A 21055-nucleotide genomic window follows, 5' to 3' on the forward strand; every position below is an offset into this window, starting at 1 on the left:
CGCCAAGCGTCATGGTATCATGCTCTAATCCGTCAGATACTCCGGGTAGCAGCTTCGGATCTTGTCGAGCTCGCTCAGCGTGCCCGACAGATGCTTGCGAAGATGTTGTTGCGCGGCGTCGGGATCTCCGGCTTCGATCGCGCGGGTGATCAGCTTGTGATGACGAAGGATGTTCTGCGCCTTGCCGGGTGAGGGCAAGTGCAGCCGGCGCAGCCGGTCGATATGTCCGCTGCGACTGCGCACCAGCGTCCAAAGCTCCTGCTTGCCGGCCGCCGCATAGAGCTGCGCGTGAAAATCATTGTCGGCGGCGATAAAGCTCTCGAAGTCGCCGGCCTTAGCGAACTGCTGCTGAAGCGCGATCACGTGGTCGAGGCGGAGGACCAGAGCCGCGTCATGTTGTTCCGCCAGCAGCCGGACGATTTCGAGCTCGAGCGCCTGGCGCAGGAAATGCGCTTGCTCGGCGCGGCCGACATCGATCCGGCTGACCACGGTCGCGTGCTGCGGAAACCCCTCCACCAGCCCTTCTTCCTCAAGCCGCATCAGGGCGTCGCGGATCGGCGTCGAGCTGACGCCGAATTGCGCGGCAAGATCGGTGCGCGACAGCGGCGCGCCCGGGGGCAACTCGAGCGCCAGAATAACGTCGCGCAGCCGCTCGAATACCTGCGGTGCGGCCTGCCGGGCCCGGTCGAGGCGCGGTCTCCGGCGGGCGGTCGCGCGGGACGCGGGATGGGCGGTTTCCATGCGAAGGGCTCCGGCAGGCTTGCCTTTGATGCACTAATGCATTAGTGCATCACCGAGATCGCCCGTCAATGGCGGCCGGAGGAAACCAACAACTATGATCAAGCCATTTCAGCGTGGCGTCGCCGCCATCGCCCTGATCGTCGCAACCGCGCTGGCGGCTTCGCCCGCGACGGCGCAGCAGAAATCCGAGATCGCATTGTCGCGCCAGCCCGGCATCTTCTACATGCCGAGCCACATCATGGAGAAGCTGAAGCTGATCGAGAAGCACACAGCGGCGCTCGGCGTCTCCGGCGTCACCACCAAATGGATCACCTTCTCCGGCGGCGGCGCGCAGACCGATGCGCTGCTCGCCGGCGGTGTCGACATCCTCAATACCGGCACCGGCAATTTGCTGCTGCTGTGGGATCGCACCCGCGGCGGCGTCAAGGGCATCGTCGCCACCTCGGCGCAGCCGATGACGCTGATCAGCCGCGATGCCAACATCAAATCGATCAAGGATTTTGGTCCGGCCGACAAGATCGCGGTGCCGACGGTGAAGGTATCCACGCAGGCGATCGTGCTGCAAATCGCGGCCGCCGAGGCTTTTGGTGCCGACCAATGGTCGAAGCTGGACGCCAACACCGTGCAGCTCGGTCATCCCGACGCCTATGCTGCGCTGTCCAATCCCAAGCACGAGGTGCACAACCATTTCTCGATCCCGCCGTTTACCTTCCTGGAGCTGAAGAACGTACCGGGCGCCCATATCGTGCTGTCGTCGCCGGACGTGATGGGCGGGCCGCTCAGCCAGGCCCAGTTCTTCACCACCACGAAGTTTGCGGACGCCAATCCAAAGATCATCCAGGCCGTGCGGGACGCCACCAAGGAAGCGCAGGACCTGATCCGCAGCGACACGAGGCAGGCGGTCGAGATCTACAAGGAGATCACCGGTGACAAGACCTCGGTCGAGGAGCTGCTCGACCTCCTGAAGGAGCCCGGCATGATGGAGTGGAATCTCGAGCCGCAAGGCACGATGAAGTTCGCGGCCCATCTGTTCAAGACCGGCACGCTGAAGAACCAGCCCAAGGCGTGGACGGACTACTATCTTCCCGTCGCGCACGACCTGAAGGGCAACTGATGGCGCTGCTCGACGTCAGTTCCGTGACGCTGTGCTACAAGACTTCCAGCGCAGTCGTCACCGCCACGGAGAGAGTGAGCTTTGCGGTCGACAAGTCCGACCGCTTCGTGCTGCTCGGGCCGTCCGGCTGCGGCAAGTCGACGCTGCTCAAGGCCGTCGGCGGCTATATGAGCCCGAGCGAGGGCCGCATGACGATCGGCGGCCGCGAGATTCACGGCCCCGGCGCCGATCGTATGATGATCTTCCAGGAATTCGACCAGCTCCTGCCCTGGAAGAGCGTGCTTGCCAACGTCATGTTTCCGCTGCTGACCGCGCGAAGATTGTCGCGCAAGGACGCTGAGGCAAAGGCGCGGGCCTACATCGAGAAGGTTGGCCTGACCCGCGTTGTCGATGCCTATCCGCACACGCTGTCCGGTGGCATGAAGCAGCGCGTCGCGATCGCGCGCGGCATGGCAATGGAGCCGGACATTCTTCTGATGGACGAGCCGTTCGCCGCGCTCGACGCGTTGACGCGCCGTACCTGCCAGGACGAGCTGCTCCAGCTCTGGAGCGAGACCAAATTCACCGTGCTGTTCGTGACCCATTCCATCGCGGAGGCGATCCGCATCGGAAACCGTATCCTGCTGCTGTCGCCGCATCCCGGCCGGGTCAAGGCCGAGGTGGTCGACGTCGACAAGGTCTCGAACCAAGACGGCCGCGCCGGCCGGCTGGAGAAGGAGATCCACGATCTCCTGTTCGCCGGCGAAGCCACCGCGCATTGAAGGAGCCTGAAATGGGCGAAGCCAGGATATTGCTGCGGGCCGAGCCGGCCGCTGTTTCGGGCGCGGGCGAGGTCGAGCGCAAGCTGAGCGTGGCCGAGCTGCTGTGGAACGACGGCTTCGTCCGTAAGACCGTGATCATCCTGTTCCTGGCCGCGGTGTGGGAGGCCTACGGTGTCACCCTCGACAATCCCCTGCTGTTCCCGACGCTGCACGACACGGCGATCACGCTGTTCGACCGTGTCAAGGACGGCACCATTCCGATGCGCGCCTGGACTTCGCTCAAGGTGTTGTTCATGGGCTATTCGGCCGGCATCGTGCTGGCCGCGATCTTCACGATCCTCGCCATCTCCACCCGCATCGGGACCGATTTCCTGGAGACGGTGACGGCGATGTTCAACCCGCTGCCGGCAATCGCGCTGCTGCCGCTGGCGCTGATCTGGTTCGGGCTCGGCAATGGCAGCCTGGTCTTCGTGCTGATCCATTCGGTGCTTTGGCCGGTCGCGCTCAACACTCATTCCGGCTTCAAGAGCGTGTCCAACACGCTGCGCATGGTCGGCCGCAATTACGGCCTGCGCGGGCTGCCTTACGTCGCCGAGATTCTCATCCCGGCGGCGTTCGGCTCGATCCTCACCGGCCTGAAGATCGGCTGGGCCTTTGCCTGGCGCACGCTGATCGCGGCGGAGCTGGTGTTCGGCGTGTCATCGGGCCAGGGCGGGCTCGGCTGGTTCATCTTCGAGAACCGCAATCTCCTCGACATACCGGCAGTGTTCGCGGGCCTCTTGACGGTGATCATCATCGGGCTCTTTGTCGAGAACCTGATCTTCCGCGCCATCGAGCGGAATACCGTCCAGAAATGGGGCACCCAATCATGACCAAGAAGAAAACGCCCGACCAGCTCCGCAGCGCGCGCTGGTTCTCGCCCGACGATCTGCGCTCGTTCGGCCACCGTTCCCGCGCCATGCAGATGGGCTACGCCCCGGAGGAGTGGAAGGACCGGCCGATCATCGCGATCCTCAACACCTGGTCGGACGCGCAGCCCTGCCACATGCACTTCAAGTCGCGCGTGGACGACGTCAAGCGCGGCATCCTGATGGCCGGCGGCCTGCCATTGGAGCTGCCGGCGCTGTCGTTGTCGGAATCGCTGCTGAAGCCCACGACCATGCTCTATCGCAATCTGCTGGCGATGGACGCCGAGGAGCTCCTGCGCAGCCATCCCGTCGACGGCGTCGTGCTGATGGGCGGCTGCGACAAGACCACGCCGGCGCTGCTCTTGGGCGCGACCTCAATGAACATCCCGGCGATCTATCTGCCGGCAGGTCCCATGCTGCGCGGCAACTGGAAAGGCAAGACGCTCGGCTCCGGCTCGGACGGCTGGAAATATTGGGACGAGCGCCGCGCCGGAAAGATCTCCGACAAGGACTGGCTCGACATCGAAGCCGGCATCGCCCGCAGCTACGGCACCTGCATGACCATGGGCACCGCCTCGACCATGACCGCGATTGCGGAAGCGATCGGCATGACGCTGCCCGGCGCCTCCTCGATCCCTGCCGCCGACGCCAATCACATCCGCATGGCATCCGAATGCGGTCGCCGCATCGTCGAGATGGTGTGGGAGGATCTGGCGCCCAAGGTGATCCAGACCCGCAAGGCGTTCGAGAATGCGATCGCGGTGGCGATGGCGATGGGCTGCTCCACCAACGCGATCATCCATCTGATCGCGCAGCCCCGCCGCGCCGGCCAGGACATCAGCCTCGACGACTTCGAGATCGCGAGCCGCAAGGTGCCCGTGATCGCTAATGTCCGCCCGAGCGGCGATACCTATCTGATGGAGGACTTCTTCTACGCCGGCGGTCTGCCGGCGCTGATGGGCCAGATCAAGCCGCATTTGCATCTCGACTGCATCACCGTCACCGGCAAGACGCTGGCTGAGAACATCGAGGGCGCCGAGGTGCACAACGCCGATGTCATCCGCGGAATCGACAATCCGATCTACAAGGAAGGCGCGCTTGCCGTGCTCAAGGGCAACCTTGCGCCCGACGGCTGCGTCATCAAGCCCTCCGCATGCGCGCCGCGTTTCCTCAAGCACACCGGTCCTGCGCTGGTGTTCGACGATTATCCGTCGATGAAGAAGGCGGTCGACGATCCCAATCTGGACGTCACCGAAGATCACATTCTCATCCTGCGCAATGCGGGGCCGCAGGGCGGGCCGGGCATGCCGGAATGGGGTATGCTGCCGATCCCGACCAAGCTGGTGAAGCAGGGCGTGCGCGACATGGTGCGCATCTCGGATGCGCGCATGAGCGGCACCAGCTATGGCGCCTGCATCCTGCACGTCTCGCCGGAGTCCTATATCGGCGGCCCGCTGGCGCTGGTGCAGAACGGCGACCGCATCACGCTCGACGTTGCCGCCCGCGCCATCAATCTCGATGTCCCCGAGGCCGAGCTCGCAAAGCGCCGCGCCGCCTGGAAGCAGCCCGATCGCCGCTTCGAGCGTGGTTACGGCTGGATGTTCACCAAGCACATCAAGCAGGCCAATGACGGCTGCGACTTCGACTTCCTCGAGACCGATTTCGGCGCGCCGATCGGCGAGCCGTCGATTTACTAATTCACCGTCGTTCCGGGCCGCGAAGCGAACCCGGAACCTCGAGATTCCGGGTTCGATGCTTTCGCATCGCCCCGGAATGACAGATGAGGATACACAAATGCCAAAACTCAGTGAAGCCACCCGCAACAAGCTCAAATCCGTCTCCACCGCCACCGTCGCCACCGCCCTGTTCAAGCGCGGCCTGCGCATTCAGATGATTCAGGATGTGCATCCGGTCGGTCCCGGCCAGCCGACCATGGTCGGCGAGGCTTTCACGCTGCGCTACATGCCGGCGCGCGAGGACCTCAACACCATCGACGTTTTTAGGGATCGTTCGCATCCGCAGCGCAAGGCGATCGAGGATTGCCCGCCCGGCGCCGTGCTGGTGATGGACAGCCGCAAGGATGCGCGCGCGGCCTCGGCCGGCGCGATCCTGGTGACGCGCTTGATGAAGCGCGGCGTCGCCGGCGTCGTCACCGATGGCGGCTTCCGCGATTCCGCCGAGATCGCCAAGCTCGGCATTCCCGCCTATCACCATCGCCCCAGCGCACCGACCAACCTCACGCTGCATCAGGCGATCGAGATCAACGTGCCGATCGGCTGCGGCGATGCGCCGGTGTTTCCGGGCGATGTCATCCTCGGTGATGCCGACGGCGTCATCGTCATCCCTGCGCATCTCGCCGACGAGATCGCGAGCGAGACCTTCGAGATGACCGCGTTCGAGGACTTCGTCACGGAGGAAGTCGGCAAGGGCCGCGGCATCTTCGGTCTCTACCCCGCCACCGACCCGCAGACGCTCACCGACTTCGCGGAATGGCGCAAGAAGAACGGGAGATAGCGCTCTCGTAGCCCGGATGGAGCGTAGCGTAATCCGGGAACAGTCCTGATGTCGGCGCGAATCCCGGATTGCGCTCCGGGCTACGAGGTCACGCCTCCGCCATCCCCGCCGCCCACAGCGCGAACGCATAGACGATCGCGACCTCGTCGAGCCGGTCGAAGCGCCCCGAGGCGCCGCCGTGGCCGGCGCCCATGTTGGTGCGAAGCAAGACCGGGCCGCCGCCGGTCATGGTGGCGCGCAGGCGCGCGATCCATTTGGCAGGCTCCCAATAGGTGACGCGCGGATCGGTCAGCCCGCCCATCGCCAGGATCGCCGGATAGTCCTTCGCCGCGACGTTGTCGTAGGGCGAGTAGGAGAGGATGGTGCGAAAATCCTTCTCGCTCTCGATCGGGTTGCCCCATTCCGGCCATTCCGGCGGCGTCAGCGGCAGCGTGTCGTCGAGCATGGTGTTGAGCACGTCGACGAACGGCACCTCGGCGACGATGCCGGCGAACAGCTCGCCGGCGCGGTTGGCGACCGCGCCCATCAGCATGCCGCCGGCCGAGCCGCCATGGCCGACGATGCGCCTGGCGCTGGTGTATTTCGCCTCGATCAGCGCGCGGGCGCTGGCGGCAAAATCGTCAAAGCTGTTCGTCTTCTTCTCGCGCTTGCCGTCGAGATACCAGCCCCAGCCCTTGTCGGCGCCACCGCGGATATGCGCGATGGCGTAGACGAAGCCGCGATCGACCAGCGACAGGCGGTTGGCGCTGAACGAGGCCGGCATCGCCATGCCGTAGGAGCCGTAGCCGTAGAGCAACAGCGGCGCCGCGCCGTCGAGCTTCAGCCCGCGGCGATAGAGGATCGAGACCGGCACCTCAGCGCCGTCATGCGCCTTCGCCATGATACGTGTGGTGATGTAGTCGGCCGCGTCATGCCCAGACGGAATCTCCTGGCGCTTGCGCAAGGTGCGCGTACGCTTGACCATGTCGTAATCATAGACCTCTGACGGCGTCGTCATCGAGGAATAGGAAAAGCGCAGATTCGTCGTCTCGAATTCGTAGGAGCCCATCGTGTCCAGCGAATAGGCGGCCTCGTCGAAGGCGATGGCATGCTCTTCCCCGCCAGCGAGATCGCGGATCACGATCGACGGCAACGCATTGGCGCGCTCGAGCCGCACCAGATGGCCGGCATAGAGATCGAGATCGATGAGGTAGATGCCGGGACGATACGGGATCAGATCGCGCCAGTTCTTGCGCTCGGGCGAAGCAAGCGGCGCGGTGACGATCTTGAAGTCGATGGCATCATCGGCATTGGTGAGGATGAACAGCTCGTCGCCGCGGTCGGCGAGCGAATATTGCACGCCCTCCTCGCGTGCCGCGACGAGGCGCGGCGGCGCCTCGGGATTGGCGAGGTCGATCAGCCGCTGTTCGCTTGTCTCGTGGTCGCCGCCCGCGATCACGCAGAAGCGGCCGCTGGTGCTCTCATGCAGGTGGGTGAACCAGCCGGAATCCTGCTCTTCGTAGACCAGCGTGTCGTCGGCCTGCCTGGTGCCGAGCTTGTGCCGCCACACCTGCATCGGGCGGTGATTGTCGTCGAGCTTCACGTAGAAGAAGCTCTTGCAGTCGGCGGCCCAGACCACGCCGCCGTCGGTCTCCTCGACCAGGTCGTCGAGATCTCTGCCGCTCGCCCAGTCGCGGACGCGGATGGAAAAATATTCCGAGCCCTTGGTGTCCGCGCTCCAGGCCTGCAGCTTGTGATCGTAGGAGTGCCGGCTGCCGCCGAACTTGAAATATTTGTGATCCTTGGCGAGCGCGTCGCCGTCGAGCACGATCTCGCCGTCGCCGCCATCGCGCGGCATGCGGCCGAACAGCTCGTGCTGCCCGCCTTCACGAAACCTGCGGAAATAGGCGAACGGACCGTCGGGTGACGGCACGCTGGAATCGTCCTCCTTGATCCGCCCGCGCATCTCGCGCACCAGCGTCTTCTGCAACGGCGCGGTATGGCCAAGCAGGCTCTCGGTGTAGGCGTTCTCCTCGTCCAGATATTTGCGGATATCGGGGTCGAGGACTTTGGGATCCCGCAGCCCCTCCTGCCACTTCTCGTCCTTCAGCCAGGCATAGTCGTCGGTCACGGTGATCCCGTGCCGCGTGAAGGAATGCGGCCGGCGTGGTGCGACGGGGGGCTTCGAAGGCGTCTTGGCTTGTGTCACTCGGTCCTCATTCAGGTACGTCGGCGTTCCTTCCCCTCTCCGCGCTTGCGGGGAGAGTGGAAGATTCACCGTCTTATATCGTCCCGATTTCACCAATTGCCAGCGCGGCTAGTGCCAAAGACTTGCGCCAAGTCACCGGGTTGTTGATCGGCCCCTTGTGTGCTTTAGGCTTCATATTCCCGCCGCCGGTCCAGCCTGATGCTGTTCAATTCCTATCCCTTCGTCCTGCTGTTCCTGCCGACCGTGCTGGCCGGCTATTTTTGGCTGGGTCGGCGCAGCAATCTGGCCCCGGTGATCTGGCTGGCGCTGGGTTCGATCACCTTCTACGCCATCGGCGGCTGGCAGTTCGTGGTCCTGCTGCTGCTTTCGATCGCGTTCAATTACGGCATCGGCCATCTCTTGATCGTGGCGAAGCTCGGCCCGTCAGGACGAAGGGCCGCGCTCGCGCTCGGCGTTACCGGCGATCTGCTTGTGCTCGGCATCTTCAAATATGCCGGCTTTGCCGCAGAGAACATCAACGCGCTGTTCGGCACGCATGTCGCGCCGCACATCCTGTTACCGGTCGGCATCTCTTTTTACACGTTCACCCAGATCGCGTTCCTGGTCGACGCCTATCGCGGCCAGGTCGCGGCCTATGCGCTGCCGCATTACGCGCTGTTCGTGACCTATTTTCCGCACCTGATCGCGGGCCCGATCCTCCACCACAAGGACATGATCCCGCAATTCGAGCGAAAACAATCGAAGCATCCGGATCCGCATCTCATTCTGTGCGGCGTCATCATCTTCGCCATCGGCCTGTTCAAGAAGACTTGCCTTGCCGACGGCATCCAGCCGCTGGTCGCGCTCGCCTTCGAGGCGCGCTCGCCGAGCTTCGACCAGGCCTGGCTCGGCGCGCTCGCCTACACGTTCCAGCTCTATTTCGATTTCTCCGGCTATTCCGACATGGCGATCGGAATCTCGCTGATGTTCGGCATCTTCTTACCCGTAAACTTCAACTCGCCCTACAAGGCGACGAGCATCGTCGAGTTTTGGCGCCGCTGGCACATGACGCTGTCGCAATTCTTGCGCGACTATCTCTACATCCCGCTCGGCGGCAACCGGCGCGGCCGCGTGCTGCGCTACGTCAATTTGCTGATCACGATGCTGCTCGGCGGGCTCTGGCATGGGGCGGCCTGGACCTTTGTCATTTGGGGCGCGCTGCACGGCGCCTATCTCTGCGTCAATCACGCGTTCAACGCGCTGGTGCCTGACGTGCCTGGCTTGCTGGTCCGCCCGTTCCGAATCGCAGGCGCCGTGCTGACCTTCCTCGCCGTCGTCGTCGCCTGGGTGTTTTTCCGTGCCGTGAGTGTGGAATGGGCGCTGCGCGTGCTCCACGCCATGGCTGATCCCTCGAATATCGTGCTGGGCCGCGAGGAGATCGCCGCATTGGTGATGGTCGCCGTCTACGCCGCGCTGGTGTGGCTGGGGCCGAACACGCAAGCGCTGATGGGCTACGACCACGCGGGCCGCAGGGTCGGCGAAGCCTTGCGGGCCGGGCGGATGCGCCCGCTGTTTCTCTATGCGGCGTCGCTAGTGCTCGCATTCGGCATCCTGGGCATCCAGAGCCACAGCGAGTTTATCTATTTCCGGTTCTGATGCGCGCCACGTACACACATCTGAAGCGTCTTCTGCTCGCGAGCATCGCGTGCGTGCTCGGCGCAGCTTTGCTCACCTACGCCATCGATCCCTTGCAACTGTTCCGCCCCTCGCGTCTGGCTGCCTTCTATTCCGACGACACGCGCGTGCAGAATGCCGGGCTGATCCGCAGCCAGTCGTTCGACACCGCCTTCATGGGCACCTCGCTCGCGATCCATTTCCGCCAGAGCGACATCGACCGCGCACTCGCCGTCCATTCGCTCAAGTTGGCGATGACCGGGTCCAACTCGCGCCAGCAGGCCTTCGTGCTGGAGCGGGCGATCGATCGCGGCGCAAGGCGCGTGATCTGGGAGATGGACGATTTCATCTTCGTCGATGCAGCTGACATCGAATCCGATCCCTATCTCTCGGTCGATCTCTATCGCGCAACGGCGAAGGGTATCGCGTCCTATCTGTTCAGTGCCGCCATGGCGAAGGAATCCTTGTTCGCCTTGCTGCGCTCCGTCCCGCCGCTGCGGGAGCCGCTGACCCGCGCGGCGCCTTATCTGCCTGTCAAGTTCGCGCTTGCCGATGTCGACGACATCTACGCGCTGCCGCGGGATTTCGATGTTGCGCGCGAGTACAACGCGACGAAGACGCTGGCGTCGTTCGCTTACATCACTGCTCCCTCGCGCCGCCGCTTCCTCGGCGAAGGCTACGACCTTGAGGCCATGGTCCGGCATTTCGAGCACGACGCCGTTGGCCTGATCGCGCGCCACCCGGACGTGACCTTCGATGTCTACTTCCCGCCCTATTCGATCCTGCAATTCGTCGCGATGCGCGACGCCTCGCCCGAGACGCTGAAGATCGTCACCGATCTCACAGCGCGCATCGCGCAGCGCCTGACGCTTCTACCGAACGTGCGCCTGCACGATTTTCGCGCGATCAAGCAGGTGACGCACGATCTCGACAATTACGGCGACGTCATCCACCATTCGCCGGTGGTGGACACGAAGGTGTTGAAGTGGCTGGCAATCGGGGAGTATCGCGTCGATCCGAAGGCGCCGTTGAAGTCGTTAGAAGAGTTGAAGTCGCAGGTCGAGGCGTATCGGGTGCCGCAGTAGTAGCCAACCGCTCCGCTGTCGTCCCGGACAAGCGCGCCTCAAGCGCGCGCAGCTCCGGGACCCATAACTCCAGGGAAGAGTTGTCGCGCGCGCCGGCAACTCCGCGTCTTCGCCAAACCACTTCCTGTGGCTATGGGGCCCGGATCTGCGCTTCACGCTGACAACGCTGCGCGTTGCCAGCGCTCCGCTTGTCCGGGACGACAGCCGTGATTATGGCCCGCGCCCTACGCCGCCACCTCGTCGCCGAGATACGACACCGCCGCTTCCAGCCCGCCCTTGCCGTGCGGGATCTTCAGCGCGTTGAGGCCGACCTCGATCACCCCTAGCGTGCCGAGCAGCATCGGCGCGTTGACGTGGCCCATATGGGCGATGCGGAAGGCCTGTCCGGAGAGATCGCCGATGCCGGTGCCGAGCACGACGCCGCATCTGTCCTTGCAATAGCGTTGCAGCACGGCCGGATCATGGCCGTTGCTCATGGTCACCGTGGTCACGGTGTTGGAGCGCTCGCTGGCCTCGGCGACGTTGAAGCCGAGCACCTGGCCTTCCGCCCAGACCGAGACGGCGCGGCGCGCGGCCTCGCCGAGCAGGCTGTGGCGGCGGAAGGCGTTCTCGAGCCCTTCCTCGTGCAAGAGGTCGATCGCCTGGCGCAGCGCGAACAACAGATGCACCGGCGCGGTGCCGGCATATTTGCGATAGTTCTCGGTGCCCTCGCGCTCGCTCCAGCTCCAATAGGGCGTCGCCATGTTGGCCTTCTTGTGCACCTCGAGCGCGCGTGCATTGGCGGCGACGAAGCCGAGGCCGGGCGGCGTCATCAGGCCCTTCTGCGAGCCGGACATCGCGACGTCCACGCCCCATTTGTCCATCTCGAACGGCATGCAGCCGAGCGACGCCACGGTGTCGACCATGTACAGCGCCGGATGTCCGCTCGCCTTGATTGCCTTGCCGATCGCCTCAATGTCGTTCTGCACGCCTGAGGCGGTGTCGACTTGGACCACGACGACGGCCTTGATGCTGTGCTCCTTGTCGCGGCGCAGGCGCTCCTCGACCTCGTGCGGTCGCACCGCCCGGCGCCAGTCGCCCTTGAGCACCTCGACCTCGGCGCCCATCAGCGCGGCCGCGTTGCCCCAGCCGATCGCGAACCGGCCGCTCTCCAGCACCAGCACCTTGTCGCCGCGCGACAAGACGTTGCTCAGCGCCGCTTCCCAGGCGCCGTGACCGTTGGCGATGTAGATGTAGGACTTGCCCTTGGTGGCGAACAGTTTCGAGATGTCGCTGAGCAGGCTCTCGGTCAGATCGAGCATCTGCTTGGAATAGATGTCGATCGCCGGACGATGCATCGCCCGCAGCACCTCGTCGGGCATCGTGGTGGGCCCGGGGATGGCCAGAAATTCCCGGCCCGCGCGAACGGTCATTGCTCTTGGTCCTTGTTGCTGGAGGACAGGTTGATGGGTCGCCAAGTCACACTCTTACGCGCTGCTGGAAGCCAAGAAAAGCACGCAAAATGCAGGGCTGGGTCATCGTTTGGTCTCGCGGCAGCCGGCGGCTTCGGCTTCCTCGACCGAGCAGAACCAGCGCGTGCCCTTGCTGATCTTCATCTTGATCTGGGTGTACCAGCGGCTGGTCGGCTGATGATAGATGCACTCGCCGGCGCTGTTGACGTTGCCCTTGATGGTGCAATCAGGGGACGGCGCGACCGGCCCCGAGGCCGAGGCGAGCAGCACCGCATGCGCCCCGTCGGGCGGCTTGGTCGCGCCCAGGATGGTGGTCTTCTTGTTGCGCACGCGCCAGTCCCAGGGCGCGATGAAGGCGCCCTGCCACATCCCGGCCTTGGCCTCGCGCGCGGCGGCTTCGTCGGGCTCGTAGTCCTTGGAGATGCGGGTGTAGGCCAGGGCCCAGCCGCTGCGCACCAGCCATTTCTGGATGTCCTCGCCGCCGACCTCGCAGCGCGCCACGGTGCGGCCGCGCCGGTCGATCGACCTCGTGTGGCAAACCCAATTCTTGCCGTCGGCATATTTGGCGAGCTCGTCGCGCGCCGCGACGCCGCAGGTCCAGCGCTCGGCCTTGGTGTTGAGGCAGAGCTGGTCGACCGCGGGCGCGTCGATGCCGCGGAGCCGGATCCGCGTGTTGCCGATCACGACGGCATCGCCGGCGCGGACTTTTGCCGTGCCGGTGATGTCGGCGGCGTGCACGAGCGAGGGAAGAGCGAGCAAGGACAGCGCAATCAGAAATTTTCGCAACATGCCGGTCCGCGTGTGATGAAACGATTGATAAGCCGCGCAATTGTGGTCGGCTTTTGGCCGCCCGGCCAGCTTATGCCCGACGATTGAGCTTTCAACTTCCCGTCATTGTGGTGGGTTTCGCTTACCCTCCAGGGGAGGGTAAGAGAGAAGCCTCACCCCCGCGCCATCGCCCGCTTCGCTATCGAAAGGCCCATCAGCACGAAGGCCGACGTCACCTCCGGCCCGCCCACCAGGATCCGCGTCGGCGTCTTCATCTTGTTCCACTCATAGGCGCGGAACGGGCCGCGGCGGCCGCCTTCGCCGACGGCACCGACGATCACGTTCAGCGCCGGCGCGAAGGCGCGCGGATCGGCGCCGAGATGGCCGAGCGCGATCAGCGCGAGCGCTGCATCGAATGCATTCATCTCCGCGGCCATCAGCTCGCCCTTGACGTAGGAGAGCACGCGATGACGGATGAAGTCGAAATCGCCGCCAGGGTCGATCGCCGCCTGCGCCGTCAGCGGCAGCGCCAGGAAGGCGGCATAGCAGCGGCCGAAATAGGCGCTGTAGAGCTCCGGCAGGTAATAGATGTGCGAGCGCGGATTGGCGAAGGCGCCGCTCGCCGCCAGCCGCTTCTGGAAGCCGATGATGCGATGCACCGTGGCGAGCCGCGACGGCGTCTCCAGGATCTTCCAGCGCGCAAGGTTGCGAAAGCTGACCTCGAGAATGTCGAGATTGAGCGTCGGATCGAGGTCGTTGCCGTAGGGGCGCTCGCCCTTGAGGTTGTCGATCCAGGTCGCGATCCCACCCTCATAGTCGATATTGTCATTGAGCGGCACGGTCACGCGCGGTTCGTTGACGCCGGCGCGGACCTGATAACCCGAGTAGAAGTCCAGCAGCGGCTGATCGATGATGGGATCGGTGCAGCCGGCCTGCGTCGCGGCCGAGATCGAGCACGCCGTTGTGTCGCAGTCGGGCACGTAAATGCCGAAGCCGAGGTCCTGCTTGATCTGCGCGAAATAGCGGGAGAAGCGTGGATGCGGCGCGGGCGCCAGCGCGGTGACGACGTTGAAGCGCGCGCCGTCGATGCCCTCGACCTCCTCGCGACTGATGTTGACGCAGAAATTCACCATGTCGGCGATGACGCGCTCTGCCGCGATCTTGTCGGCCTGTGAGGCGAGCCCGCTCTCGCCATAGCTCAACAGCGCCTCGATGAAGAATGCGTCGTAATAGGCCGAGCGGTGGCGGATCTGCACCGGTTCCCACATCGGCTCGGCGATGCCCCGCCAGGGCGGATTGACGACGGCGGCGGCCTTCGAGCGCGCGATGAAGACGCGCGCGAGGTTGAACAGCAGCGAGGAATTCTTGTAGCCGCGGGCGTTGAGGCCGGTGAGGGCCATGATCAGCTCGCGACCGCGGAAATCGGGATCGCCGATCAGGTTGAAGGCGGCGTAGGTCGGCAGGAATCCGTTCTTGCGGTACGAGCCGAGCAGATGCTGCGCGCAGTCGCGGATCACGCCGTCGATCTGCGCTGCGGGCGGCGCGGAGCCGGTGAACATCGCCGGCGGAGGCCTGGGATGATCGAGCGCGATGCTGTCGACGAGATCGGCGACTGGCTGGCCGACCGCCGCCCAGTCGGGCTCGGCCTCGTCGCGGGCGCGAGCCAGCGCCTTTCGCAGGGCCTTCAGCCGGGCCGCGTCGCGCAGCTCGGGCAGCCCGGCCCGCCGCAGCAGCACCCGCAGTGCGGGATTGCCGAGCGCGGTCTTGTAGAACTTGGCCAGATGCGGATCGGCCCCGGCCGGCCCCGACAAGACGGGATCGCACACATCGTAAAGCGACGGGCCGTCCTTGGGCGCCAGCAGCGCCCGGCAGGCGGCGCCGGCGAAATAATGAAAGCTCATGAAATACCTGGTCGCGGGGACTTTGGCGGGTCTTCGGCGGGATCTTGGCCGGGGGCCAGCCGACGCGTTCCCAGCCACGCGCCACCCCCTTGCAAGTCGTTGAAAAGGCTACCCGGATTCGTAGGAAATACAAATGTGATGGAGGTCACGGAAGATATCGGCATGAGGGCTGCATGATCCGCCGCAGGAAAGCTCCGGGGGAGCAAAAAATGCGGAAATCTGTCCGGGGGAATTAACGAACATCTTCAGTCGCTTAGCTCAAATTTTGGGCAATCTATTGCCGGGCGCACTATATCCGGTTAAAGGTTTGTTTGGTGCGGCGCCGCAAATTGCGCGCAATTCGGGGACACATCCCCGGCCAATCCCTCAAACCTAAAGACGCTATCGCGCTACTCAAACGGTATGCGCGCGCTTGGCTGGTCTTTGGCACAGGAAACGAACCGAGATGAATGTAAAGCAGCTCGACCTTTCCCGACGCACCATCGCGCTGGCCGCGGCCCTGATCGGCTCGGTCTCGCTGGGGATCGGCGCCCATGCTGCTCTCAACATGCGTGCAATCGATGCCGCCAAGGCTGTTTCGACCGACCAGATCACCGGCTCGATCGGCCAGAGCTCGCGCCTTGCCCTGGTTATCGGCAATGGACATTACCCCGACGCCAGCGCGCCGCTGACGCAGTCGATCAACGACGCCCGCGCGCTGTCCTCCTCCCTGCGCAAGAACGGTTTTGACGTCGATATGGTGGAAGACGCGACCCGCGACGACATGGTTCGCGCCGTGGGCCGTCTGAAGTCGCGGATCAAGCACGATACCGTCGTCATGCTGTTCTTCGGCGGCTACGGCGTGCAGGCCGGCCGCGAGAGCTACATGCTGCCGGTCGATGCCGTAATCTGGAAGGAAAAGGACGTCCGCCGCCAGGGCGTGTCGATCGAGGGCGTGCTCGACATGATGAAGGAGCAGGGCGCCAAGGCCAAGCTCGTCGTCGTCGATGCCTCCCGTCGCAATCCCTATGAGCGCCGCTTCCGCTCCTACAGCCACGGCCTCGCGCCGATCAGCGCCTCCGACAACGCGCTGGTTCTCACGTCGGCCTCGCCCGGCAAGGTCGTCGACGACGGCAAGGGCGAGCACAGCGTGCTGGTCGGCGAGTTGCTCAACAACCTCAATGCGCAGGGCAGCGCCGAAAGCGTCTTCAACAAGCCCCGCCTCGCCATCTCCCGCGCCAGCGAGGGCGACCAGGTCCCGACGGTCTCCTCCTCGCTGCTCGAAGACGTCCGTTTCGGCGAAGCCGGCGGCTAGTTTCTTACCCTCCTCTGGAGGGGGAGGGTCGATCGCGCGCAAGCGCGAGCGGGGTGGGGTGATCTCTCCCCACGAACAGTGCCCGTGCCGAGAGATCACCCCACCCCGCGTCGCATTTCGCTTCGCTGCATGCGAAGCGACCCTCCCCCTCAGGGGAGGATGAAGCATCTCGCTACTTCGCCGCTTCCGCGGCCATCGCCGGGCGCACCGGATCGCCTTCACGCAACAGCGCGCCGGCGCGGGCGACGACGACGTCGCCTTCATTGAGGCCTTCGCGGACCTCGATATTGCCGCCCGACATCAGGCCGATCTCGACACGCTTGGTCTCGACGCGGTTGCGGCGGATCACCTGCACCACGGTGCCGGCGGAGGAATATTGCACGGCTGTCAGCGGCACCGCGACGTTGCAGCTCTGCCCGGTCTTGATCAGCGCCCGCCCGCTCGCCTTCAGCAGCAGCCGCTTCTGCGAGGAGATGCCGATATAGACCATGCCCTGCTGGATGTTGGGCTCGACGGTCGGGCCGATGCGGCGCACCTTGCCCTCGATGTCGCCGGCGCCGGCGATCCGCACGGTCGCCGGCTGGTTGACGGCGAGCTTGCGCACGTCGGTGGTCGCCACGAGGCCGACGAGATCGTATTCGCTGCGCGCCACGATCGTGAACAGCGCCTCGCCCTTGGCAGACGCGAAATTGCCGATCTGAGCGGTCGACGTCGCGATCACGCCCGCCACCGGCGCGGTGACCTGCAGCGTGCCGCCCTCGGGGAGCGCCAGCCGCGCCAGCACCTGGCCCGCGGTGGTGGTGTCGCCGGCTTCCGCCAGCACGTCCGTGACCTTCAAGCCGGGACGCTCGGGCCGCACCGACGTCTCCTCGCGCGCGATGATCGTGCCGGTGGCCTCGACGATGTCGGAGAAGCAGGATTTTGCGACCTTCAGCACCGTGACCGCCGGCCCCTTGGGTGCGTCGTCCTCGGCGGCTCTGGCGGGAGATTGACCGAGGACCAGCAGGCTGGCGACGGCCGCGGGACACAGGCGACGAACGACGGCACGGGGCAAGTGACGCATCGGAAATTCCACGGGTTCTATGCCTCCAATCGATAGCAGATGACAGGTTTGCGGACTACGGCAGCGTTGTCCCAGAAAGGGAGCCACACCGCCGCGGGCCATCACGGCAAGTCTTTGATTAGTCGCGGGATTAGAGAACAGGTTCGCTTCTTATCGGTGGCGCGCCCGGGTCAAGACTACTCCCAAAGTGCGGACTTCACGGTCTTCTCATGTGCCGGAGCTGCCTGTATGGAACTAGTATCAGAATAAGGCGGCGTTCTAGCCGCACAGCTGGCGATTGAAAGGCGATGCAACGGTTCGTTTGCGAGCAGAATATCGTTCATTTCGAGCGCCTGCTCAATGAAGCGGCCGACCCGACGGTGCAGAACACCGTGCGCGCGCTGCTGGCATCAGCGAAGCGCCAGCTGGCGCTGCTGAGCTCGGCGGAGTCCGGTGCCGACACGTCGCCGATCGACCAGCGCCGGCGGCAGCAGAGTGGTGCCGACACGATCCGCCAGCAATTCCAGCCCGAATTCGATGCCTCACCGCATCCCTATATGCTGCTGGATCCGGGCCCGGGCCTCGTGATCGTCGACATCAACGACGCCTATGCCGCCGCGACCTTGACCGACCGGGCCGACGTCGTCGGCCGGTCGCTGTTCGAGATATTCCCCGATAATCCCGACGATCCACTGGCCGATGGCGTCAGCAACCTCTACAGCAGCTTGAGGATCGTTGGCGAGACCGGGCGGGCCCATGCCATGGCGATCCAGCGCTACGACATCCGCGATCCCGGCGGGACCTTCATCGAGCGGCATTGGCAGCCGATCAACTCGCCGATCCACGACACGACGGGGCATTTGGTTTATCTGCTGCACCACGTCGAGGACGTCACGGCACAGGTCGCGGCGCGGTCCTGACGCATGAACCGGAAAAGTGCGCAGCGGTTTTCCGAAAGGATCATGGTTAAACGATAACCTAAAGCGCGACGACGATTCACATTGCGCTTTAGGCTACCCGTCAACGGCGAGGCTCGCCCAGCAGCTTGCCGGGGGCGCGATCAATGAGATGCAGGCGGGGGCAGGCCGGACAGGATACGGAAATGTGCGTGTGCCCGGCCGGCTCCTCGCAAAGCCGATGCTGCACGTTCATGCCAGTCTGGGGACACTTGAATACTATTTGCCGATCCATGGCGCAGATATGAAGCCAAGGCGCGCGATCCGAAATTACGGATGTTTACGTAGGTCGGTCGTGGCGGCCCCTTACGGCAGCTTCAGGAATTCCACCCAGTTCGGCTTCTTGCCGGTGGGGTAGGATTTCAGCTTGGCCAGCGCGCCGCTGCTCTGGTCGATCGCATACACCGTCATGCTGTCGGAGAGCTCGCCGACCGCGGCGAGGTAGCGGCCGGAGGGGTCGATGTGGAAGCCGCGCGGCTGCTTCTCGGTTGGCACGCTGCCGATCATGGTCAGCTTGCCGCTGGTGGCGTCGACCTTGTAGGCGGCGAGAGTGTTCGTGGTGCGCTCGGAGGCGTAGAGGAAGCGGCCGTCCGGGGTGATGTGGATGTCGGCGGCCCAAGGTTTGCCGGAAAAACCTTCCGGCAGCGCGGTGGCGCGCTGGATCTCGGTCCAGGCGCCGCTCCGGGCCTCATAGGCGAATGCGGCGACGTCGCCGTTCAGCTCGTGAACGAGATAGACGAACTTGCCGCTCGGATGAAACACGAAATGCCGCGGCCCCGATTTCTCCGGCACCTTGTAGGCCGGCGGATCATTCGGTGTCAGGATGCCGGTCGTGGCGTCGAACGCGAAAGCCAACACCTGATCGGAGCCGAGATTGGTCGCAAACGCGAAGCGGCTGTCGGGCGAGGGCACGAAGGCGTGCGCGTTCAGCCCGGTCGGGATCACCTGCTTTGGCTCGCCGGCGACGCCATTCGCAAGAAGCGGATTCAGCGCGACCTTGTTGCCGCCATAGGAGGCGCTGAACAGGAATTTGCCGCTGCGGTCGATGGCGATATTGGCCATGCTGTCGGCGAGCGGTCCGTTGCCGATATGGCTGAGCTGGCCTGTCCCGGGATCGATCGCAAAGCTCACCGCCTGGTACGGCTGCGAGCGGATTCCGGCAATCAGCACGCGATGGTCGGGCGTGATCGCGAGCGGCGTCGAGGAGCCGGGCTTGTCGACGCCCTTGAAGGCGGCCGTCTGCACCGGCATCATCTCGCCGCTCTCGGTCATCTTGAACACGCTGATGTCGTTGCTGTCGGCGTTGCCGACATAAGCGAAGGTCTCGGCCATGCCGGCGTGGACTCCAGAGATGACGGTGAGGACAGCGAACAGGGAGGTGGCGATCGCGGCGCGTGGCGCTTTGGATGTGGTGCGTCGGGTCGGTCTCAACATGCGCTCCTCCTGAAGGCCGCATCGCGGCATTGTCATTTTGCCCATGAGGATAGCGGGCGGCGCACCGCCGGACCAAATTCGAATTGGGATTGATCGATGCCGAAATTGTATCGGTCGCCGGGCTACCTACCGCACCGCCGTTCCCGCATCTGGTCGGATTCGTTCGCGTGCCGAAGGTGCCGGGCGCCCGAAAGTGTGCGCTGCAAACCGCGGCGATCTCATGATCTCGGTCAGGGCTGAAAACGGCCGGCGCAACGCGAACCAATGTCGCGCCAGCGCATTGAACCCGTATGCCCCGCGAAAACGATCTTGAAGGTAAGCCCGACATGGGTGGCAAGCATGGCAGCCAGGCTGGCCTCCCCAAGTCGCCGCCGCGTCCGCGCGACGGCGAGCGCGATGAGGACGTCGTGGCAAAGCGCCACACCGGTCAAACCGATCGGGCGGTGGCGCCGACCAAATCAAAATAGCGCGCAGGGGGCGCGCCGCAAATGGAGGCTGGTACGTGTTTTGGATCTATTGGAACACCGCCTGGTCGCTCATCATCAGCGGCATCATGGTCGCCACCATCGTCAGCCACCCCGACGCCGATTTCGTCGAAGTGCAGTCTGCCAGACGGTCGATGTGAGCGACCCGACCTTGCGGAGTTCGTCGCGGCTCAGGTCATGCTGCCAGGCATGAAGCAGCGGATCATGGGGCGGCCATTGACGTAATAGGGCCAGACCATGGTGCGCCCGGCGCGGTTGGGCTCGGTGATGACGGTGTCGTCGGGCACCTCGATCCAGTTGCCGAGGAGCCGCACCCGGTAATGTCCGTCCCGCGTCTCCCAGTCGACATCGGCCAGCGCCGTACCGTCAGCATCGGCACAACAGGGGCCGCCGCCCTTGCTGTGCAGGCTTTCGAACCAGCCCTTGAGGGGAGAGTTTGCATAGCGGCCGTCGTCGCGGGCCTGCGCGGTGAGGCCGATCATGGCCGTCACCGCGACGAGAGGGATCATCCTGAAAGCCACGCTTGCCATGCTGCCTCGCTCGCTCTCCCGCACACGCGCGACCGCGCAGGCGAAAAACCGCCTGCGATACGCGTGATGCAATGTTGGCCAATGCCCACCGGCCGGAGTTCCCGGCCGTCTCAGCGAGGCGATAACCGCGAGGTCGAAGGTTTGATCCAAAGTTTCAAGACGACACGGCGGAGGGCAGCGGGTGAAGATCAGCGCGGTGGCAGCGTTCCCGGCCGGCAGGGTCCAACTTT

Annotated in this window: 19 protein-coding genes; 11 read left to right on the plus strand and 8 right to left on the minus strand. The window is 64.6% G+C overall.

Annotated elements, in window-relative coordinates; translation table 11 throughout:
* Positions 1–24 precede the first annotated feature (24 nt).
* Entirely contained in the window at positions 25–741 is a 717-nt protein-coding gene (locus tag X268_RS34085) for a GntR family transcriptional regulator (protein WP_128929008.1), read from the minus strand.
* Positions 742–835: 94 nt separating this feature from the next.
* Between X268_RS34085 and X268_RS34090 the strand changes: the two genes are divergently transcribed.
* The 5 genes from X268_RS34090 to X268_RS34110 all read left to right on the plus strand — a co-directional run bounded on the left by X268_RS34090 (position 836) and on the right by X268_RS34110 (position 6038).
* The gene (locus X268_RS34090; RefSeq protein ID WP_128929009.1) at positions 836–1855 is read left to right on the plus strand and encodes an ABC transporter substrate-binding protein; all 1020 of its coding nucleotides are present in this window, start codon (positions 836–838) and stop codon (positions 1853–1855) included.
* Entirely contained in the window at positions 1855–2616 is a 762-nt protein-coding gene (locus X268_RS34095) for an ABC transporter ATP-binding protein (RefSeq protein ID WP_128929010.1), read from the plus strand. The genes X268_RS34090 and X268_RS34095 overlap by 1 nt, the downstream gene beginning before the upstream one ends.
* Positions 2617–2627: 11 nt before the next feature.
* Positions 2628–3488 (plus strand): ABC transporter permease, encoded by an 861-nt coding sequence (locus X268_RS34100; protein WP_128929011.1) that lies wholly within the window; start codon positions 2628–2630, stop codon positions 3486–3488.
* Positions 3485–5221, plus strand: coding sequence for an L-arabinonate dehydratase (araD, locus tag X268_RS34105; RefSeq protein ID WP_164938069.1), 1737 nt, complete (start codon positions 3485–3487; stop codon positions 5219–5221). The genes X268_RS34100 and araD overlap by 4 nt, the downstream gene beginning before the upstream one ends.
* Positions 5222–5318: 97 nt before the next feature.
* Positions 5319–6038 carry a ribonuclease activity regulator RraA gene (locus X268_RS34110; protein ID WP_128929012.1) on the plus strand — a complete coding sequence of 240 codons (720 nt, stop codon included), beginning with the start codon at positions 5319–5321 and terminating at the stop codon, positions 6036–6038.
* An 88-nt stretch (positions 6039–6126) separates the two neighbouring features.
* On the opposite strand, the gene X268_RS34115 is transcribed toward X268_RS34110, so the two are convergent.
* Positions 6127–8226, minus strand: coding sequence for a S9 family peptidase (locus X268_RS34115; protein WP_128929013.1), 2100 nt, complete (start codon positions 8224–8226; stop codon positions 6127–6129).
* A gap of 198 nt (positions 8227–8424) precedes the next feature.
* Between X268_RS34115 and X268_RS34120 the strand changes: the two genes are divergently transcribed.
* Both X268_RS34120 and X268_RS34125 read left to right on the plus strand, forming a co-directional pair.
* The gene (locus X268_RS34120; protein ID WP_128929014.1) at positions 8425–9861 is read left to right on the plus strand and encodes an MBOAT family O-acyltransferase; all 1437 of its coding nucleotides are present in this window, start codon (positions 8425–8427) and stop codon (positions 9859–9861) included.
* Positions 9861–10964, plus strand: a complete 1104-nt coding sequence (locus X268_RS34125; RefSeq protein WP_128929015.1) for a hypothetical protein — start codon at positions 9861–9863, stop codon at positions 10962–10964. Before X268_RS34120 ends, X268_RS34125 begins: the two co-directional genes overlap by 1 nt.
* A gap of 224 nt (positions 10965–11188) precedes the next feature.
* Here X268_RS34125 and X268_RS34130 read toward each other — a convergent pair whose 3' ends face one another.
* From X268_RS34130 to X268_RS34140, 3 genes are all read right to left on the minus strand, one after another.
* Positions 11189–12376, minus strand: a complete 1188-nt coding sequence (locus X268_RS34130) for a pyridoxal-phosphate-dependent aminotransferase family protein (protein ID WP_128929016.1) — start codon at positions 12374–12376, stop codon at positions 11189–11191.
* Positions 12377–12478: 102 nt separating this feature from the next.
* On the minus strand, positions 12479–13204 hold the full coding sequence (locus X268_RS34135) for a thermonuclease family protein (RefSeq protein ID WP_128929017.1): 726 nt from the start codon (positions 13202–13204) through the stop codon (positions 12479–12481).
* A gap of 152 nt (positions 13205–13356) precedes the next feature.
* The gene (locus tag X268_RS34140) at positions 13357–15084 is read right to left on the minus strand and encodes a hypothetical protein (protein ID WP_128929018.1); all 1728 of its coding nucleotides are present in this window, start codon (positions 15082–15084) and stop codon (positions 13357–13359) included.
* Between the two features lie 445 nt (positions 15085–15529).
* Here X268_RS34140 and X268_RS34145 point away from each other — a divergent pair, with 445 nt between their 5' ends.
* Complete coding sequence (locus X268_RS34145) at positions 15530–16378, plus strand: caspase family protein (protein ID WP_128929019.1); 849 nt, start codon at positions 15530–15532, stop codon at positions 16376–16378.
* Between the two features lie 172 nt (positions 16379–16550).
* On the opposite strand, the gene X268_RS34150 is transcribed toward X268_RS34145, so the two are convergent.
* Positions 16551–17441: an efflux RND transporter periplasmic adaptor subunit gene (locus tag X268_RS34150; RefSeq protein WP_164938070.1), complete on the minus strand. Its 891-nt coding sequence runs from the start codon at positions 17439–17441 to the stop codon at positions 16551–16553.
* A 287-nt stretch (positions 17442–17728) separates the two neighbouring features.
* On the opposite strand from X268_RS34150, the gene X268_RS34155 reads away from it, so the two are divergent.
* A complete protein-coding gene (locus X268_RS34155; protein ID WP_128929021.1) occupies positions 17729–18340 on the plus strand; it encodes a PAS domain-containing protein in 612 nt (203 codons plus the stop codon).
* A gap of 342 nt (positions 18341–18682) precedes the next feature.
* Here the strand turns inward: X268_RS34155 and X268_RS34160 are convergent, their stop codons facing one another.
* Positions 18683–19810 carry a lactonase family protein gene (locus X268_RS34160; protein ID WP_128929022.1) on the minus strand — a complete coding sequence of 376 codons (1128 nt, stop codon included), beginning with the start codon at positions 19808–19810 and terminating at the stop codon, positions 18683–18685.
* A gap of 290 nt (positions 19811–20100) precedes the next feature.
* Here X268_RS34160 and X268_RS39720 point away from each other — a divergent pair, with 290 nt between their 5' ends.
* Complete coding sequence (locus tag X268_RS39720; RefSeq protein ID WP_164937441.1) at positions 20101–20277, plus strand: hypothetical protein; 177 nt, start codon at positions 20101–20103, stop codon at positions 20275–20277.
* Positions 20278–20312: 35 nt separating this feature from the next.
* Positions 20313–20435: a hypothetical protein gene (locus tag X268_RS40600; protein WP_283818280.1), complete on the plus strand. Its 123-nt coding sequence runs from the start codon at positions 20313–20315 to the stop codon at positions 20433–20435.
* 30 nt (positions 20436–20465) lie between these two features.
* Here X268_RS40600 and X268_RS34165 read toward each other — a convergent pair whose 3' ends face one another.
* Positions 20466–20825: a hypothetical protein gene (locus X268_RS34165; protein ID WP_128929023.1), complete on the minus strand. Its 360-nt coding sequence runs from the start codon at positions 20823–20825 to the stop codon at positions 20466–20468.
* Positions 20826–21055: the final 230 nt, after the last annotated feature.

It is taken from the genome of Bradyrhizobium guangxiense (assembly GCF_004114915.1).
GTDB classification, from domain to species: domain Bacteria; phylum Pseudomonadota; class Alphaproteobacteria; order Rhizobiales; family Xanthobacteraceae; genus Bradyrhizobium; species Bradyrhizobium guangxiense.

Coding starts and splice junctions, on each gene's coding strand:
- X268_RS34085 (WP_128929008.1), bottom strand. CDS start 741: ATGGAAACCGCCCATCCCGCGTCCCGCGCGACCGCCCGCCGGAGACCG.
- X268_RS34090 (WP_128929009.1), top strand. CDS start 836: ATGATCAAGCCATTTCAGCGTGGCGTCGCCGCCATCGCCCTGATCGTC.
- X268_RS34095 (WP_128929010.1), top strand. CDS start 1,855: ATGGCGCTGCTCGACGTCAGTTCCGTGACGCTGTGCTACAAGACTTCC.
- X268_RS34100 (WP_128929011.1), top strand. CDS start 2,628: ATGGGCGAAGCCAGGATATTGCTGCGGGCCGAGCCGGCCGCTGTTTCG.
- araD (WP_164938069.1), top strand. CDS start 3,485: ATGACCAAGAAGAAAACGCCCGACCAGCTCCGCAGCGCGCGCTGGTTC.
- X268_RS34110 (WP_128929012.1), top strand. CDS start 5,319: ATGCCAAAACTCAGTGAAGCCACCCGCAACAAGCTCAAATCCGTCTCC.
- X268_RS34120 (WP_128929014.1), top strand. CDS start 8,425: ATGCTGTTCAATTCCTATCCCTTCGTCCTGCTGTTCCTGCCGACCGTG.
- X268_RS34125 (WP_128929015.1), top strand. CDS start 9,861: ATGCGCGCCACGTACACACATCTGAAGCGTCTTCTGCTCGCGAGCATC.
- X268_RS34130 (WP_128929016.1), bottom strand. CDS start 12,376: ATGACCGTTCGCGCGGGCCGGGAATTTCTGGCCATCCCCGGGCCCACC.
- X268_RS34135 (WP_128929017.1), bottom strand. CDS start 13,204: ATGTTGCGAAAATTTCTGATTGCGCTGTCCTTGCTCGCTCTTCCCTCG.
- X268_RS34140 (WP_128929018.1), bottom strand. CDS start 15,084: ATGAGCTTTCATTATTTCGCCGGCGCCGCCTGCCGGGCGCTGCTGGCG.
- X268_RS34145 (WP_128929019.1), top strand. CDS start 15,530: ATGAATGTAAAGCAGCTCGACCTTTCCCGACGCACCATCGCGCTGGCC.
- X268_RS34150 (WP_164938070.1), bottom strand. CDS start 17,441: ATGCGTCACTTGCCCCGTGCCGTCGTTCGTCGCCTGTGTCCCGCGGCC.
- X268_RS34155 (WP_128929021.1), top strand. CDS start 17,729: ATGCAACGGTTCGTTTGCGAGCAGAATATCGTTCATTTCGAGCGCCTG.
- X268_RS34160 (WP_128929022.1), bottom strand. CDS start 19,810: ATGTTGAGACCGACCCGACGCACCACATCCAAAGCGCCACGCGCCGCG.
- X268_RS39720 (WP_164937441.1), top strand. CDS start 20,101: ATGCCCCGCGAAAACGATCTTGAAGGTAAGCCCGACATGGGTGGCAAG.
- X268_RS34165 (WP_128929023.1), bottom strand. CDS start 20,825: ATGGCAAGCGTGGCTTTCAGGATGATCCCTCTCGTCGCGGTGACGGCC.